Source organism: Promicromonospora sukumoe (assembly GCF_014137995.1).
GTDB classification, from domain to species: Bacteria; Actinomycetota; Actinomycetes; order Actinomycetales; family Cellulomonadaceae; genus Promicromonospora; species Promicromonospora sukumoe.
The window spans coordinates 371539-385548 of sequence record NZ_JACGWV010000001.1 but is presented as its reverse complement, the minus strand read 5'-3'; the positions used below and the strand labels follow the sequence as shown (position 1 = coordinate 385548).

15 protein-coding genes and 1 other RNA gene are annotated in these 14010 nt (G+C 70.9%); 4 read left to right on the top strand and 12 right to left on the bottom strand.

What is annotated here, in order from left to right:
- Positions 1 to 4: 4 nt before the first annotated feature.
- Positions 5 to 541: a TetR/AcrR family transcriptional regulator gene (locus tag FHX71_RS01770; RefSeq protein ID WP_182614148.1), complete on the bottom strand. Its 537-nt coding sequence runs from the start codon at positions 539 to 541 to the stop codon at positions 5 to 7.
- Between the two features lie 204 nt (positions 542 to 745).
- Between FHX71_RS01770 and FHX71_RS01765 the strand changes: the two genes are divergently transcribed.
- Together FHX71_RS01765 and FHX71_RS01760 are read left to right on the top strand one after the other, a co-directional pair.
- Positions 746 to 2098 (top strand): NAD(P)/FAD-dependent oxidoreductase, encoded by a 1353-nt coding sequence (locus FHX71_RS01765; RefSeq protein WP_182614147.1) that lies wholly within the window; start codon positions 746 to 748, stop codon positions 2096 to 2098.
- Positions 2095 to 3510, top strand: coding sequence for a DHA2 family efflux MFS transporter permease subunit (locus FHX71_RS01760; RefSeq protein WP_312876889.1), 1416 nt, complete (start codon positions 2095 to 2097; stop codon positions 3508 to 3510). Before FHX71_RS01765 ends, FHX71_RS01760 begins: the two co-directional genes overlap by 4 nt.
- Before the next feature lie 65 nt (positions 3511 to 3575).
- On the opposite strand, the gene ssrA is transcribed toward FHX71_RS01760, so the two are convergent.
- The 5 genes from ssrA to ftsE form a co-directional block, all read right to left on the bottom strand.
- Positions 3576 to 3944: a transfer-messenger RNA gene (ssrA, locus tag FHX71_RS01755) on the bottom strand.
- Between the two features lie 136 nt (positions 3945 to 4080).
- A complete protein-coding gene (gene smpB, locus FHX71_RS01750; protein WP_182614146.1) occupies positions 4081 to 4563 on the bottom strand; it encodes an SsrA-binding protein SmpB in 483 nt (160 codons plus the stop codon).
- A gap of 90 nt (positions 4564 to 4653) precedes the next feature.
- Complete coding sequence (locus tag FHX71_RS01745) at positions 4654 to 6030, bottom strand: peptidoglycan DD-metalloendopeptidase family protein (RefSeq protein WP_182614145.1); 1377 nt, start codon at positions 6028 to 6030, stop codon at positions 4654 to 4656.
- On the bottom strand, positions 6030 to 6941 hold the full coding sequence (gene ftsX, locus FHX71_RS01740; RefSeq protein WP_182614144.1) for a permease-like cell division protein FtsX: 912 nt from the start codon (positions 6939 to 6941) through the stop codon (positions 6030 to 6032). Before ftsX ends, FHX71_RS01745 begins: the two co-directional genes overlap by 1 nt.
- A gap of 2 nt (positions 6942 to 6943) precedes the next feature.
- Positions 6944 to 7720 (bottom strand): cell division ATP-binding protein FtsE, encoded by a 777-nt coding sequence (gene ftsE, locus FHX71_RS01735; RefSeq protein ID WP_182614143.1) that lies wholly within the window; start codon positions 7718 to 7720, stop codon positions 6944 to 6946.
- A 197-nt stretch (positions 7721 to 7917) separates the two neighbouring features.
- On the opposite strand from ftsE, the gene FHX71_RS01730 reads away from it, so the two are divergent.
- Positions 7918 to 8961 (top strand): NAD(P)-dependent alcohol dehydrogenase, encoded by a 1044-nt coding sequence (locus FHX71_RS01730; RefSeq protein WP_182614142.1) that lies wholly within the window; start codon positions 7918 to 7920, stop codon positions 8959 to 8961.
- Positions 8962 to 9009: 48 nt separating this feature from the next.
- Here the strand turns inward: FHX71_RS01730 and prfB are convergent, their stop codons facing one another.
- From prfB to FHX71_RS01715, 3 genes are all read right to left on the bottom strand, one after another.
- The gene (prfB, locus tag FHX71_RS01725; protein WP_182614141.1) at positions 9010 to 10119 is read right to left on the bottom strand and encodes a peptide chain release factor 2; all 1110 of its coding nucleotides are present in this window, start codon (positions 10117 to 10119) and stop codon (positions 9010 to 9012) included.
- Positions 10120 to 10187: 68 nt separating this feature from the next.
- Complete coding sequence (locus FHX71_RS01720; protein ID WP_376770115.1) at positions 10188 to 10616, bottom strand: ankyrin repeat domain-containing protein; 429 nt, start codon at positions 10614 to 10616, stop codon at positions 10188 to 10190.
- A 49-nt stretch (positions 10617 to 10665) separates the two neighbouring features.
- Positions 10666 to 11208, bottom strand: coding sequence for a hypothetical protein (locus FHX71_RS01715; RefSeq protein ID WP_246402120.1), 543 nt, complete (start codon positions 11206 to 11208; stop codon positions 10666 to 10668).
- Positions 11209 to 11427: 219 nt separating this feature from the next.
- Between FHX71_RS01715 and FHX71_RS01710 the strand changes: the two genes are divergently transcribed.
- Entirely contained in the window at positions 11428 to 12744 is a 1317-nt protein-coding gene (locus tag FHX71_RS01710) for a glycoside hydrolase family 10 protein (protein WP_182614140.1), read from the top strand.
- Between the two features lie 67 nt (positions 12745 to 12811).
- Here the strand turns inward: FHX71_RS01710 and FHX71_RS01705 are convergent, their stop codons facing one another.
- The 3 genes from FHX71_RS01705 to FHX71_RS01695 all read right to left on the bottom strand — a co-directional run bounded on the left by FHX71_RS01705 (position 12812) and on the right by FHX71_RS01695 (position 13967).
- On the bottom strand, positions 12812 to 13219 hold the full coding sequence (locus FHX71_RS01705; RefSeq protein WP_220489414.1) for a pilus assembly protein: 408 nt from the start codon (positions 13217 to 13219) through the stop codon (positions 12812 to 12814).
- Positions 13220 to 13383: 164 nt separating this feature from the next.
- Complete coding sequence (locus FHX71_RS01700; protein WP_182614138.1) at positions 13384 to 13767, bottom strand: TadE/TadG family type IV pilus assembly protein; 384 nt, start codon at positions 13765 to 13767, stop codon at positions 13384 to 13386.
- Positions 13764 to 13967, bottom strand: a complete 204-nt coding sequence (locus FHX71_RS01695; RefSeq protein ID WP_182618401.1) for a hypothetical protein — start codon at positions 13965 to 13967, stop codon at positions 13764 to 13766. The genes FHX71_RS01700 and FHX71_RS01695 overlap by 4 nt, the downstream gene beginning before the upstream one ends.
- Positions 13968 to 14010 lie beyond the last annotated feature (43 nt).

The following is a 14010-nucleotide window of genomic DNA, read 5'->3' as shown; positions in this document are numbered from 1 at the left end:
GCCCCTACCGGTCCGGCAACGGGTGGACGGCGCCCATGGCGAGGTCGAGGAGCTCTGCCACGGAGCGTCCGCCGTCGCGGGCGACCCACTCGAGGCGGGCGTACTCGAAGCACGAGACGGCTGCGGCGGCGAGGGCGCCCGCGCGCAGTCGCTCGTCGTCGGACGGTGTCGTGGCGAGCCGGGCGGTGAGCGCGGCGGTGAGGAGCTCGTTCCACTGCGCCTGCTTGCGCAGGTGGCCGCCGTACAGCACCGGGGTGTCGTAGATGAGCCGCATCATCGGCAGTGACCGACCGGGATCGTCGAGCATCTGGATCACCTCGTCGAACGACCGACGCAGCGCGAGCCAGGAGCCCTCGTCGGACGGACGAGCCTCGAGGCGGTGGGCGATACCGCTGCCGGTGTCGTCGATCATGTGGGTGAAGACGGCTTCCTTCCCCGTGAAGTAGCGGAAGAAGCTGCGCGGCGACAGCCCCGCCGCCGAGGCGATCTGGTCCACGGTGACGGCTTCATATCCGTCTCGGAGGAAGAGGTCGATGGCCACTGCCATCACCTCCGCACGCACCACCTGCCGCTTGCGATCTCGCAGGCTCGGACCTTGTCGCTCCACGCCCCGACCATAGCAGACAGCGTTACTTACGGCAGTAAATGTTGGTTCTGGCAGTCACTGCCACTTTGCGTTACGGTGGCGACCCGAGCAGGGAGAGAACGACTCCCCTGACAGCGACGCACGAGAACCGAGGTGGACATGACTCCTGAGACGATCACCGTCGACTACCTGATCATCGGCGCGGGTGCCACGGGTATGGCCTTCGCGGACGCCCTCCTCAGCGAGAGCACCGGCACGATGGCCGTCGTGGACCGCAACCACGCCCCGGGTGGCCACTGGACGATGTCGTACCCGTTCGTCAGGCTGCACGGCCCGTCGAACGTCTACGGGGTCCACTCCCGGGCGATGCCGAGCGACTCCGTCGGCGCGAGCCTCGCCTCGCGCAACGAGGTGCTCGACTACTACGACCGCATCATGCGTGACGTGCTGGTGGCCTCGGGCCGCGTCACCTACCTGCCGATGCACGACGTCGCCGACGTGCGCGCCGGCCGGCCGGCGACCGCCCGGGCGCGGTCCCTCGTCACCGGCGCCACCACACAGATCGTCGTCAGGAAGCGGATCGTCGACGCCTCCTACGTGAACGTCACCGTGCCCGCGATGATGCGCCCGGGCTACGACGTCGAGGACGGCGCGCCGGTCGTACCGGTCAACCGGCTCGTGGAGCTCGGTGGCGCACCCGAGCGGTTCACCGTCGTCGGGGCGGGGAAGACCGGTCTCGACGCCTGCCTCTGGCTGCTGAACCAGGGCGTCACCCCGGACCGCATCCGCTGGATCGCCCCGCGCGACGCGTGGCTGGTCAACCGCAGCCACGAAGGAGCCGAGTCGCAGTTCCGGGAGCTGACGAGACTGCACGAGCACGACTCGGTCGACGGCGCGACCGGGGCGCTGGAGGAGCTGGGCCTCGTGCTCCGCCGGGACCCCGCCGTCACGCCTGGTGCCTTTCGCTGTGCGACGGTCAGCTCCACCGAGCTCGACCAGCTGCGACAGATCGAGGACGTGGTGCGGCTGGGGCGCGTACGCCGCATCGACTCGGCCGGTGCACATCTCGAAGGCGGCACCATCCCGACACCGCACGGGACGGTCTACGTCGATTGCTCGGCCGACGGGCTGACGCAGAAGCAGCCCCGGCCCGTCTTCGACGAGGGCACCATCACGCTGCAGCCGCTGCTGCCGTGCCTCGTCGCGCCCAGCGCCGCCGTCATCGCGAAGCTGGAGTCGCTCGACCTCGACGACGCCACCCGCAACCACCTCGCGCCGCCGGCCCAGAACCCCCGTACCGCCAGAGACCTGCTGTCGTTCTACGGCACCCGCATGGAGCGCCTGCACCGGTGGTCCTCGTCGCCCGCACTCTTCGAGTGGCTGGTCGGGTCACGCCTCTCGGCAGCGCTCTTCGACCTCCACGAGATGGCCGACCCGGACAACCGAGCCACGGTCGCGGCGCTCGCCGGGCACCTGGACGACGTGCTGAAGCGGGACGACGACCCCGCGTGACCACCTCAGCGACCCAGACCGGGCACGCGCCACCGAGCCGCCCCGGCGTGCTGATCGGAGTCCTGGTCAGCGCCGCGTTCGTGATGATCCTCAGCGAGACCGTCCTCACCGTCGCGCTCCGTGAGCTGAGCGTCGAGCTCGCCGTCCCCGCCACGACCGTGCAGTGGTTGACCAGCGGCTATCTGCTGACGATGGCCGTGGTCATCCCGACGACCGGCTACCTGCTCGACAGGTACACGCCGCGTCAGGTGTTCCTGGCGTCGTCGTGGATCTTTGTCGCGGGGACCGTCATCTCCGGTGTCGCGCCCGGGTTCGAGGTCCTGCTCGCCGGACGCATGGTGCAGGCGGTCGGCACCGCGCTGATCCTTCCGTTGCTGATGACGACGTCGTTGCGACTCGTCCCCGAGAAGAGCCGTGGCGCCACGATGGGCACGATCACCGTCGTCGTCGCCGTCGCGCCGGCGATCGGTCCGACGATCGGCGGCGCGGTGCTGTCCGGGCTCAGCTGGCGCTGGATGTTCTGGCTGGTCCTCCCGCTGTCCTTGGCCGCGCTCGCGGCGGGTGCGCGATGGCTGCACCTCGACACCGTCAGGCGTCCGGCACCGCTGGACGTCACGTCGGTGCTCCTCGCGGCGATCGGGTTCGGCGGCCTCGTCCACGGCCTGTCGACGATCGGCAAGGGCAGTGGTGGCGGTGTCCCCCCATGGATCACCGTCCTTGCGGGCCTCGCGGCGCTCGCGCTCTTCGTGGGCCGCCAGCAGCGGCTGCAACGGCACGACCGGGCACTGCTCGATCTGCGGCCCTTCGGACGACGCCCGTTCGTCGTCGCGCTGGCGCTGACCGTCCTGATGCTGTTGACCCTGATCGGCGTCGCATCGGTCCTGCTGCCGCTCTACCTGCAGACGGTGCTCGGCGCGAGTCCGCTGGTCGCGGGACTCTCCGTGCTGCCGGGAGGGCTCCTGCTCGGCCTGCTCGGTCGGCCGGTAGGCGCGTTGTTCGACCGGCACGGAGCCCGGCCGCTGGTGGTCCCGGGAGCGGTGCTCATGGCGTTCGGCCTGGGGCTGTTCTCGATGATGGGTCCCGGGACCCCCCTGCCGGCCGCGATCGGGTTCCACCTGGTGCTGATGCTCGGGATGTCACTCATGCTGACGCCGCTCATGGCAGAAGCACTGGGATCGCTGCCGGCCGAGCTGTATGCGCACGGCAGCGCGAGCCTGTCGGCGACGCAGCAGGTGGCCGGCGCGATGGGTACCGCCCTCTTCGTCTCGGTCGCCACCCTGGGCTCGGCTTCGGGCAGCCTGTCCCCCGACGCCGCGGGGATGCAGGTGGCGTTCACGGCCGCCGCCGGCGTCGGGATACTGACGGTGCTCGTGTCGCTGCTGGTGCGGCGCAGGCCCGCTCCGGCAGATTGAGGAAGACCGCGACCCGGACATGACGAAGCGAGGCGCACCCCGTGGGGTGCGCCTCGCTTCGTGGAGGGTGGAGCTGCCGGGAATCGAACCCGGGTCCGGTATCGCTTTTCGAGGACTTCTCCGGGCGCAGTCTGCTATGGATTTTCTCGGCCCCCGCGCTCGCGCAGACACGTTCGCGGACAGGCCCAGCCATCTAAGTGTTCCCGTAGCCCCGATGACGAGAGCTACGAGCAGAGGCTTCCTAGATGACGCCGGCTACTGGGACGGAAGCGTCTCCCAGGCCGACGGAGTTCGGGCTCGCTCAGGCGGCGAGGGCGAACTCGTTGCGCGAGTTATCGGCAACTATTGGTTTACAGGCATCGTTTACGAGATAAGCCTGCATCCTCGGCCCGCTTCTCCTCGAAGTACGACCACCGTCGAAACCGATCAGCCCCTATGGTGTTGTCAATCGTCCTGCTCGTCCCGTCCGGGCCAGGCCCGTGCGGAACATCTCCAGCGTAGTTGATCAACGCCCCGTTCGGGAACGTTATTTCCGTAACAGCCGGACAAGGGCCGACGGGCGGCTCAGACCTAGCTGAGCATCTCCTTCTGCCGTATCGCCCGCTGCGCCTCCCGCATGTCCTGCTGCTCGCGCAGCGTCTGGCGCTTGTCGTACTCCTTCTTGCCTCGGGCCAGGGCGATCTCTACCTTGGCGCGGCCGTCCAGGAAGTACAGCGACAGCGGGATGAGGGTGTGCCCCTTCTCCCGGGACTTCGACTCCAGGCGCGCGATCTCCTCGCGGTGCAGCAGCAGCTTGCGCCGGCGCCGCGGCGCGTGGTTGTTCCACGTGCCCTGGAAGTAGGCGGGGATGTGCACGTTCTCGAGCCAGGCCTCGCCACGGTCGATGTTGGCGTAGCCGTCCGTCAGGGACGCACGGCCCATCCGGAGCGCCTTGACCTCGGTCCCGGACAGCACCAGCCCGGCCTCGAAGACGTCCTCGATCACGTAGTCGTGACGGGCCTTCTTGTTGTTCGCCACGATCTTGCGCGGATCATCGACGTTCTTCTTGGCCATGGTCTCCCTCCGGGTTCTGCGAGCGCGCGGAACCCGCTGCGGGTGGCGCGACGTCCCAGTTTACGCGCCCGGTCCAGCGGGACCAGGCTTTTAGAGCCAGGTCATCGGGTCGACGGTCGAGCCGTTGATGTAGAGCTCGAAGTGCAGGTGGCACGCCGTGGACGTGCCCGTGGTGCCCGAGTAGCCGATGAGCTGGCCGCGCGAGACCCGCTGCCCCGCCGAGACGGCGAACGACGTCAGGTGGTTCGAGCTGCTCATCACGCTGGACCCGCTCGACGAGTAGCCGTGGTCGATCAGCACCTGGTTGCCCAGGCCGGCCAGGGTGCGCGCGTACAGCACGGTGCCGTCGGCGGCGGCCAGGATCGGCGTGCCGCAGTAGGCGCGGAAGTCGGTGCCGGCGTGCAGGCGGGAGTAGTTCAGCACCGGGTGGAAGCGCATGCCGTACGGCGAGGTGATGAACGGGTTCGCCGTCGGGTAGCTGAGGAACGACATGGTCCCGGCGCCGCTGTTGCCGCCACCGCCCTCGCCGCCCGACGAGCCGCCACCACCGGAGGAGCCGCCCGAGGAGCCCCGGTCGTCCTGCTGCTGGGCCAGTCGCTCGTCCCGCTCCTGCTGCTTGCGGATGATCGACTTCAGGTCGGACTCGATGGAGCTGAGCTCCTGCTCGTTCGACTGCATGCTCTCCAGGGCGGCATCCTTGCGCCGCTCGATGCGCGCCTTGAGCCGCTCCTGCTCCGCGATGAGCCGCTCGATCTCGGCCTTGCGCTCGACGGCGGCCTGCTTGGCCGCCTCCTTGGACTCCACGTTCTCGTCGGCGAGCCGCTTGAGCTCCGTGACGACCTCGCGGATGGCGGTCAGCCGCGCCTGGAGGTTGCGCGCCGTCGCCTCGGCGTCCTGCAGCTCGGCGAGCGTGCGCGCCCGGATGCGCGCGGCCGACGACGACACCGAGTACCCGTCGATGAACTCCTCGGTGCTCTGGGCACCCGTCACCAGCCCGATGGTCGAGTTGCTGCCGGACCCCCGGAACTCCTCCCGGGCCATCTGCGCGATGTCGCCGCGCGCGGCGTCGACCTTGCCGGAGCCGTCCTGGAGCTTCTGGGTGACCTGCGCCTCCTCGAGCTGGGCGTCGGCGAGCCGCTGGGCCAGGATCGCGGCCTCCCGCTCGGCCCGCTGCAGCTCGGCCTCGGCCACCGCGAGCTCCGCCTCCGCCACCGGCAGCCGGCCCTCGACCTGGTCCAGCTCCAGCACCGCGTCCGCGAGCTGGGTGTCCGTGTGCTCCAGCTCGGACTCGAGGCTCTCGCGCTCCTTCTCCTTGGCCGCCTGCTGCCGCTCCGCGGCGGCCCGGCGGTCGTCGAGGTCGTCGGCCTGGACGGCGGACGAGCCCCCGAGCAGGAGCACGACCGCGAGCGCCGCGGCGACGGTGCCGCGGACGGAGACCCTGGGCTGGAGGTTTCGGGGAGTGGGCATCAGATCCTCGTGTACCGGTTCAGCGTGAAGAAGGACGAGAGGGCGGCGAGCGCGACCGCCACGACGACGAGCAGCGGCGCGACGCGGAACACGTCGACCTCCGAGACGTAGGCGACCCAGTCGACGGACCGTTCCAGCCAGTCGCTGACCATGAACCGCACGGCGAGCCACAGTCCTCCCCCGGCGAGCAGCGAGCCCAGCACGGCGGCGAGCGCGCCCTCCAGCAGGAACGGGAGCTGGATGAACAGGTTGGAGGCGCCCACCAGGCGCATGATCTCGGTCTCCTTGCGCCGCGAGACGGCGCTGAGTCTGATCGTGGTGGTGATCAGCAGCACCGCGGCCAGGAGCATGACGCCGGCCAGCCCGGCCGCGAGCAGGGTGGCGACGTTGAGCGTGCGGAACAGCGGCTCGAAGACGGCCCGCTGGTCCTCGACAATCTCCACGCCGTCGCGCCCGGACAGGACGTCGCTGACGACGGCGAACTGCTCGGCGTCGGTCAGTTTGAGCCGCAAGGAGGCCTGCATGTCGTCGGCGGTGAGCTGCGTGCCCTGGTAGCCGTCGGGGTAGCGCTCGCTGAAGGCGTCGAACGCCTGCTGCTTCGACTCGAAGTAGACCTTGCTGACCTGGCTGGACAGCTCGGTGTCGATGACCTGGCGCACCGCGTCGATCTGGCCGTCCGTGGCCTCGCCCGTGGCGCAGGTGGGCGACACCGAGCCCTCCGGGCAGAGGAACACGGAGACCTCGACGAGGTCGTACCAGTCGTCCTTGAGCTTGCCGATCTGCGCCTGGAGCAGGGCCGCGGCACCCACGAAGGTCAGCGACACGAAGGTCACGAGCACAACGGCCACGACCATGGTGGTGTTCCGGCGCAGGCCGCTGAAGACCTCGCCGAGCACGAACTGGAAGCGCACGGTCAGGACCCCCGCACCGTCTGGACGGGCGCGCGGGTTCCACTGCCGGGGGCGTCGAGCACGGGCGAGGCTCCGACGTCGGGCAGGATCGCCTCCCGCTCGCCGTAGCCGCCACGCGCCTCGTCGCGGATGACGACGCCGTCCGAGAGCTCGACGACGCGGCGGCGCATCTCGTTGACGATCTCGTCGTCGTGCGTGGCCATGACGACGGTGGTCCCGGTGCGGTTGATGCGGTCCAGCAGGCGCATGATGCCCAGCGAGGTGGTGGGGTCGAGGTTTCCGGTCGGCTCGTCGGCCAGCAGGATCTGCGGCCGGTTGACGATGGCGCGCGCGATCGCGGCGCGCTGCTGCTCACCGCCGGAGAGCTCGGTCGGCATCCGCTTGCCCTTGCCCGCGAGGCCGACCATGTCGAGCACCTCGGGCACGGTGTCGCGGATGACGTGCCGCGGCTTGCCGATCACCTGGAGCGCGAACGCCACGTTCTCGTGGACGGTCTTGTTCTGCAGCAGCCGGAAGTCCTGGAACACCACGCCGAGCTGGCGGCGCAGGGTGGGCACGCGCCAGCCGGAGAGGTTGGCGACGTCGCGCCCCGCCACGTAGACGCGGCCGCGGGTGGGCCGCTGCTCGCGCAGCACGAGGGAGAGGAACGTCGACTTGCCCGAGCCCGAGGCCCCCACGAGGAACACGAACTCGCCACGCTCGACGTCCACGGAGACCTGGTCGAGGGCAGGCCGAGCGCCGCGCGCATAGACCTTCGACACGTTCTCGAACCTGATCACGAGCCCGACCCTAGGTGGCACATCCCGTGGCGTGTCGGGCAGACACGCCGACGAGACCCACCCCGTACGCGCTCGGTGCGCGCAAAATCCATGCAAATCACTCGGAAACGGCAAACTGCCGCGCACGTCCCCGTGCCGGTCCCGGGCCGATGGGTTCTCATGGAGGAACCGGCCCCCGGCAACAGGAGCGTGAGCTGATGCGTGCTGTCGTGTTCGAGAAGTTCCAGACCTTCCCGACCCTCAGGGAGGTGGAGCGGCCGAGCCCCGGCCCGGGCGAGGTGCTGCTGAAGATCGCCGGCTCCGGGGCGTGCCACTCCGACGTCGCGCTGTACAAGGAGTTCGCCGAGGGGCAGCCGGGCTCCTTCGCGCCGCCGTTCGTGCTGGGCCACGAGGCCTCCGGGTGGATCGAGGAGCTGGGGCCGGGCGTCACCGGGTTCTCGAAGGGCGACGCGTTCCTCGTGTACGGGCCCAACGGCTGCGGGCACTGCAAGGCCTGCTCCCGCGGGCAGGACACCTACTGCGAGAACGCGGCGACCATGCCGTGGGCGGCCACGGGGATCGGCCGCGACGGCGGCATGGCGGAGTACATGGTGACCCCCGCGCGCAACCTGGTGCCGCTGGGCGACGCCGACCCGGTGGCGGCCGCTCCCCTGGCCGACGCCGGCCTCACGCCCTACCACGCGATCAAGCTGTCGCTGCCGAAGCTGGCGGGCGGCGGCAAGTTCGCGCTGGTCGTGGGCCTGGGCGGGCTGGGGCAGGTGGCCGTGCAGATCCTGACGGCGCTCACCGGCGCCACCGTGATCGCCACGGACATGAAGCAGGACGCCATGGACCGCGCGGCCGCCAACGGCGCCGTCACCGTACCGGGCGGGCCGGACCAGGTGGAAGCGATCCGCGAGATCACCGGCGGCCGCGGCGTCGACGCCGCCTTCGACCTGGTGGGCGCCGCGCCCACGATCAGGACGGCGCAGGCGTGCCTGGCGCAGCGGGGGCGGCTCACGGTGGTCGGGATCGCGGGCGGCGTGACCGAGTGGAGCTTCTTCACCAACCCGTACGAGGCCGAGACCACCAACACCTACTGGGGCACGATCGAGGAGCTCTACGAGGTCGTCGCGATGTACCGGGCGGGGCAGATCGTGCCCGACGTCGAGCGCTACCCGCTCGACCGCTTTGACGAGGCGTACCGGAAGCTGGAGTCAGGACAGCTCTCCGGGCGGGCGGTCATCGTGCCGCACGCCTGACGCGCGCCGGCCCGGACCAGAGCGGGCGGCCGTCCTGGCCGCCCGCCGTCAGTTCCCCGAGCCGCCGCGGCGCCAGCGGATGCCGGCCTCGATGAACTCGTCGATGGCGCCGTCGAACACGGCCTGCGGGTTGCCCGACTCGTGCTCGGTGCGCAGGTCCTTGACCATCTGGTAGGGCTGGAGCACGTAGGAGCGCATCTGGTCGCCCCAGCTCGCCTTGATGTCGCCGGCCATCTCCTTCTTCTTCGCGGCCTCCTCCGCCTTGCGGAGCAGGAGCAGGCGCGACTGGAGCACGCGGTACGCGGCGGCGCGGTTCTGGATCTGCGACTTCTCGTTCTGCATCGCGACGACGACGCCCGTGGGGATGTGCGTCATGCGGACGGCGGAGTCGGTCGTGTTGACCGACTGACCACCCGGGCCCGAGGAGCGGTACACGTCGATCTTGAGCTCGGAGTCCGGGATGTCGATGTGGTCGGTCTGCTCGATGAGCGGGATCACCTCGACGGCGGCGAACGACGTCTGGCGGCGGCCCTGGTTGTCGAACGGCGAGATGCGCACCAGGCGGTGCGTGCCCGCCTCGACGGACAGGTTGCCGAAGGCGTAGGGCACGTTGACCTCGAAGGTCGCGGACTTGAGGCCCGCCTCCTCCGCGTACGACGTGTCGCCCACCTTGGTGGGGTAGCCGTGCCGCTCGGCCCAGCGCAGGTACATGCGCATGAGCATCTCGGCGAAGTCGGCGGCGTCCACGCCACCGGCGCCCGCGCGGATCGTCACGACGGCCTCGCGGGAGTCGTACTCGCCGTTCAGCAGGGTCCGCACCTCGAGGGCCGCGAGGTCCTTGCGGATCTTGGCGACCTCTTCCTCGGCCTCGGTCAGCGAGTCGGCGTCGTCCATCTCGTTGCCGAGCTCCACGAGGGTCTCGACGTCGTCGATGCGCGCGCCGAGCTTCTCCACGCGGCTGAGCTCCGCCTGGGCCGCCGACAGCGCGGAGGTGACCTTCTGGCCCTCCTCCGGGTCGTCCCACAGGTTGGGCGCCGACGCCTGCTCCGACAGCTCGGCGATCTTCGCCTCGAGCGCGGTGGGGTCGCTCACGGCCTCGATGGACTCGAGGGTCGTGCGAAGCGCCTTGATCTCTGCGGGAAAGTCGTTGGTGGCCACGATGTTCAAGGTTACCCGCGCATCCCGGTGCCCGACGCCGGAAAATCTCGCACCGGCGGCCGTCCGGGTCAGCGAGCTCCCGGTTCGGGCAGCTCGCGGCCGAACATCTGCGCGGTGGCGCGGGCGCTGGGCGTACCGGCATCCGGGTCCGCGCCGTGCTCGACCAGCACCCGGATCACGTCGGGCTCGTTCTTGAAGACGGCGCCCGCGAGCGGGGCCTGGTGGTTGCCGTTCAGCCGGTTCACGTCCGCCCCGCGCTCGGCGAGACCCGCCGTGAGGGCCGCGTGACCGTGGTACGCGGCGAGCATCAGGAGCGTGTTGCCCGCCTGGTCGGCCAGCTCGACCGGGAGGCCCGCGTCCACGAGGTCCAGCAGCACGTCCGCACCCTGGCGGGCGAGGTCGAAGACCTGGTCCGGCTCCAGGCGGGTGCCGCCCTGGTCGGTGGATCCCTGGTCGTCGCCGGTCCGCGCGCCGGTGCCGTGCTCGCTCATGGGCACAACCTAACCCGGGTCACCGACACCGCTCCCAAGGACGGCCTAGTGCGCCTCACCAGGCGCGGGCCGTCGACGACGCCGAGAGCGGGACCCCGCCGCCGAACGCGTCGGTGAACCAGCGCAGCAGAGGCGGCCGGGACAACGCGGCGAGCGTCACCCGCGCCGAGCGGCCGTCCGGCGACGACGCCCCGGTGACCGCCACGGGCAGCCCGGGCGGGTGCTCGGCGAGGTACCGCTCGACGGCGGCCCGCACGGCGGCGTCGGACAGGATGAGCGGGGCACCGTCGGCCGGGGCGCCCACGCCCGCGTAGAAGGAGTCCGGGGACATCGCGTCGGCCGCGTCCGCCGCGGCGAGGTCCGCGACGTCGTAGAGCGCCTTGCGGTCCAGGTGCACCGCGCTCGCGGAGGCGACGACGGCGACGAGCATCAGCGCGAACGCGACGAAGGCCGAGGTGAGCAGCATGATCCGGCCGCTCTCCCGGTCCGCTGCCTGCTCGCGGTCCGCGGCCCGCTCCCGGTCCGCCGTCCCAGCCCGGGACCGAGGTGCGGCGGAGGGGTCGGCGGGCCCCGCTGCGGAGGGGTCGGCGGGGCTCATCGGCCCATTGTGCGCGGGCCGCGCGGACCCGGCCCGGCGGGCCTGTGGACAGGCCTGACGTGGCTGGTCACGGCCTCAGGCGGTACCTAATCGTTTAGATCGGCCCGATCTTCGAAAACGTTTAGCGAAACCCCTTGACACCCGACATGCCGGATAGAAATCCTTTTCAATGCCCGACGGGCCAACGGCGGCCCGTCCTTCACGAGGGGATCAACGACGATGACCCGAACGCTCACCCCACCGCGCCGACGGCGCACGCTGCGAGCCGTCGCGCTCACCACCCTGACCGCCGTGGTGCTCAGCGGAGGCATCGCGGCCACGACGGCCCAGGCCGCCGGCAGCACGCTGCAGGCGGCCGCCACGGAGTCGGGCCGGTACTTCGGCACGGCGATCGCGGCGAACAAGCTGTCCGATTCGGCGTACACGACGATCGCGAACCGCGAGTTCAACATGGTCACCGCCGAGAACGAGATGAAGCTCGACGCCACCGAGCCGAACCAGAACCAGTTCAACTTCACCAACGGCGACCGCATCGTGAGCTGGGCCCGGAGCAACGGCAAGCAGGTCCGCGGGCACACCCTCGCCTGGCACTCGCAGCAGCCGGGCTGGATGCAGAACATGAGCGGCTCCGCGCTGCGGTCGGCGATGCTCAACCACGTCACGCAGGTCGCGACGCACTACCGCGGCCAGATCCACTCCTGGGACGTGGTGAACGAGGCGTTCGCGGACGGCTCCTCGGGTGCCCGCCGCGACTCGAACCTGCAGCGCACCGGGAACGACTGGATCGAGGCCGCGTTCCGAGCCGCCCGGGCCGCCGACCCGAACGCGAAGCTCTGCTACAACGACTACAACACCGACGACTGGACGCACGCGAAGACGCAGGCCGTCTACAACCTGGTCCGCGACTTCAAGTCCCGCGGGGTGCCGATCGACTGCGTGGGCCTCCAGTCCCACTTCAACGCCCAGAGCCCGGTGCCGAGCAACTATCAGACCACGCTGTCGAGCTTCGCGGCACTGGGCGTCGACGTGCAGATCACCGAGCTCGACATCGAGGGCTCCGGCTCGGCCCAGGCGGACAACTACCGCCGGGTGGTCCAGGCCTGCCTCGCCGTGGCCCGCTGCACCGGCATCAGCGTGTGGGGCGTCCGCGACACGGACTCCTGGCGGGCGAGCGGCACACCGCTCCTCTTCGACGGCAACGGGAACAAGAAGGCCGCCTACACCTCCACGCTCGACGCGCTGAACGGCGGCACCACGACCCCGCCGCCCACCGGCAGCTGCACGGTCTCGGTCACCCGCGGACAGGAGTGGTCCGACCGGTTCAACGTGTCGCTCGCGGTCTCCGGCACCTCGACGTGGCGCGTGTCGATCCAGACCCAGGGCAGCCAGAGCCTGCAGAACTCCTGGAACGCGACGGTCTCCGGCAGTACCGGGACGCTGACGGCCACACCGAACGGGAACGGGAACTCGTTCGGCATCACGCTCTACAAGAACGGCAACACCTCGCTGCCCACGGCGACGTGCTCGACCACGTGACGGTCTGACACCCGCGGCACGGCGGCGGCTCGCACCTTCGGGTGCGGGCCGCCGTCGGACCTGGGGCCTACGGCCGCACGGCGGCGTACTCGTCGACAGTTCCCGTGCGCGAGGCCTCCACCGGCACGGACAACGGCACCCAGCCGCGCACGGCGTCGGGCAGCAGGGGCAGGGGCACCTCGACGCGGACGACGGCGGCCACGGCACCGCCCGGCGTCAGGCACGGGGACTGCGAGCACTCCAGGGTGAGCGCGCCCTCGTCGCCGGCGAAGCCCTGGTCCGTCAGGGCAATCCGCACCGCGGCGTCGGCCCGGGCGGTCCCGGCCGCGGCCGACTCGGCCGTGACCAGCGCTCGGACGGCACTCGTCGCCGCGCCCTCGGCGGCGAACGCGCCGGCCTGCACGCGGCCGAGCGTGACCACGAGGTAGACCAGCGGGATCAGCAGGATCAGCGCGACGCCGAGGAACTCGACCATGGCGGAGCCCTCCTCGCCGCTGCGACCCGCGCGGCGCGGTCGCCCGGGTGAGGCCCGGGGAACAACCACCGCAGCGGGAGGGGTAACGGAGACGTAGCAGTGCGCGCTCAGCGTTACCCCCTCGGCTGCGTGAACACTTCCCCGGGCTCTCTGGCGCAGTCGGCTCACCCTTCCTCCTCCAGGGCGTGGCCGCGCACCGTGAGCGTGCCGCCCGGGCCCAGCAGGCCCACGACCGGCAGCGGCGTGCGGACCGTCACCTCGGTCACCGCCACGCCGTCGCGTGTCACGCGTCCCGCCGTGACGTCGCGGGCGTAGTCGCCGGTCAGGGCACCGGCCAGGAGCGCCCGGGTGCGGGCGACGCCGTCGGCCGGGGTCCGGTCCGCGCGGGCCGCCACGCGGGCGCCCTCGGCGGCCGCGTCGATCGCGAGCGAGCGGACGTGGACAGCCAGCGCCACCTGGACCACCCCGAGCAGCAGCGCCAGGACCAGCACCGACACCAGCAGGAACTCGACCGCCGCGGAGCCGTGCTCCTGCCGGCCGGTGCTCACCCCTGGCCCGTGACGCTGCTGATCGCCTGGCGGAACGCACCTTCGAGCAGCGGGCCGGCCACGGCCCAGAGCGCCACCACCAATCCGGCAGTCATCAGAGTGACGAGCACCCAACCGGGTACGTCGCCCCGTTCGGCGTCCGTCGCGGCGTTGGTCAGGCCGGCGGCCCCGGTCTCGGCGGTCAGGTCGGTCCGGTTCATGGTCGTGGTCCCTCGGTCGTCGCGCACAGCGCTTCCTTTCGTC

Excerpts from the sequence above, each read along its gene's own strand:
- FHX71_RS01765 (WP_182614147.1), top strand. The coding sequence starts at position 746 with ATGACTCCTGAGACGATCACCGTCGACTACCTGATCATCGGCGCGGGT.
- smpB (WP_182614146.1), bottom strand. The coding sequence starts at position 4,563 with ATGGCCAAGAAGAACGTCGATGATCCGCGCAAGATCGTGGCGAACAAC.
- FHX71_RS01745 (WP_182614145.1), bottom strand. The coding sequence starts at position 6,030 with ATGCCCACTCCCCGAAACCTCCAGCCCAGGGTCTCCGTCCGCGGCACC.
- FHX71_RS01730 (WP_182614142.1), top strand. The coding sequence starts at position 7,918 with ATGCGTGCTGTCGTGTTCGAGAAGTTCCAGACCTTCCCGACCCTCAGG.
- FHX71_RS01715 (WP_246402120.1), bottom strand. The coding sequence starts at position 11,208 with ATGAGCCCCGCCGACCCCTCCGCAGCGGGGCCCGCCGACCCCTCCGCC.
- FHX71_RS01710 (WP_182614140.1), top strand. The coding sequence starts at position 11,428 with ATGACCCGAACGCTCACCCCACCGCGCCGACGGCGCACGCTGCGAGCC.
- FHX71_RS01705 (WP_220489414.1), bottom strand. The coding sequence starts at position 13,219 with ATGGTCGAGTTCCTCGGCGTCGCGCTGATCCTGCTGATCCCGCTGGTC.
- FHX71_RS01695 (WP_182618401.1), bottom strand. The coding sequence starts at position 13,967 with ATGAACCGGACCGACCTGACCGCCGAGACCGGGGCCGCCGGCCTGACC.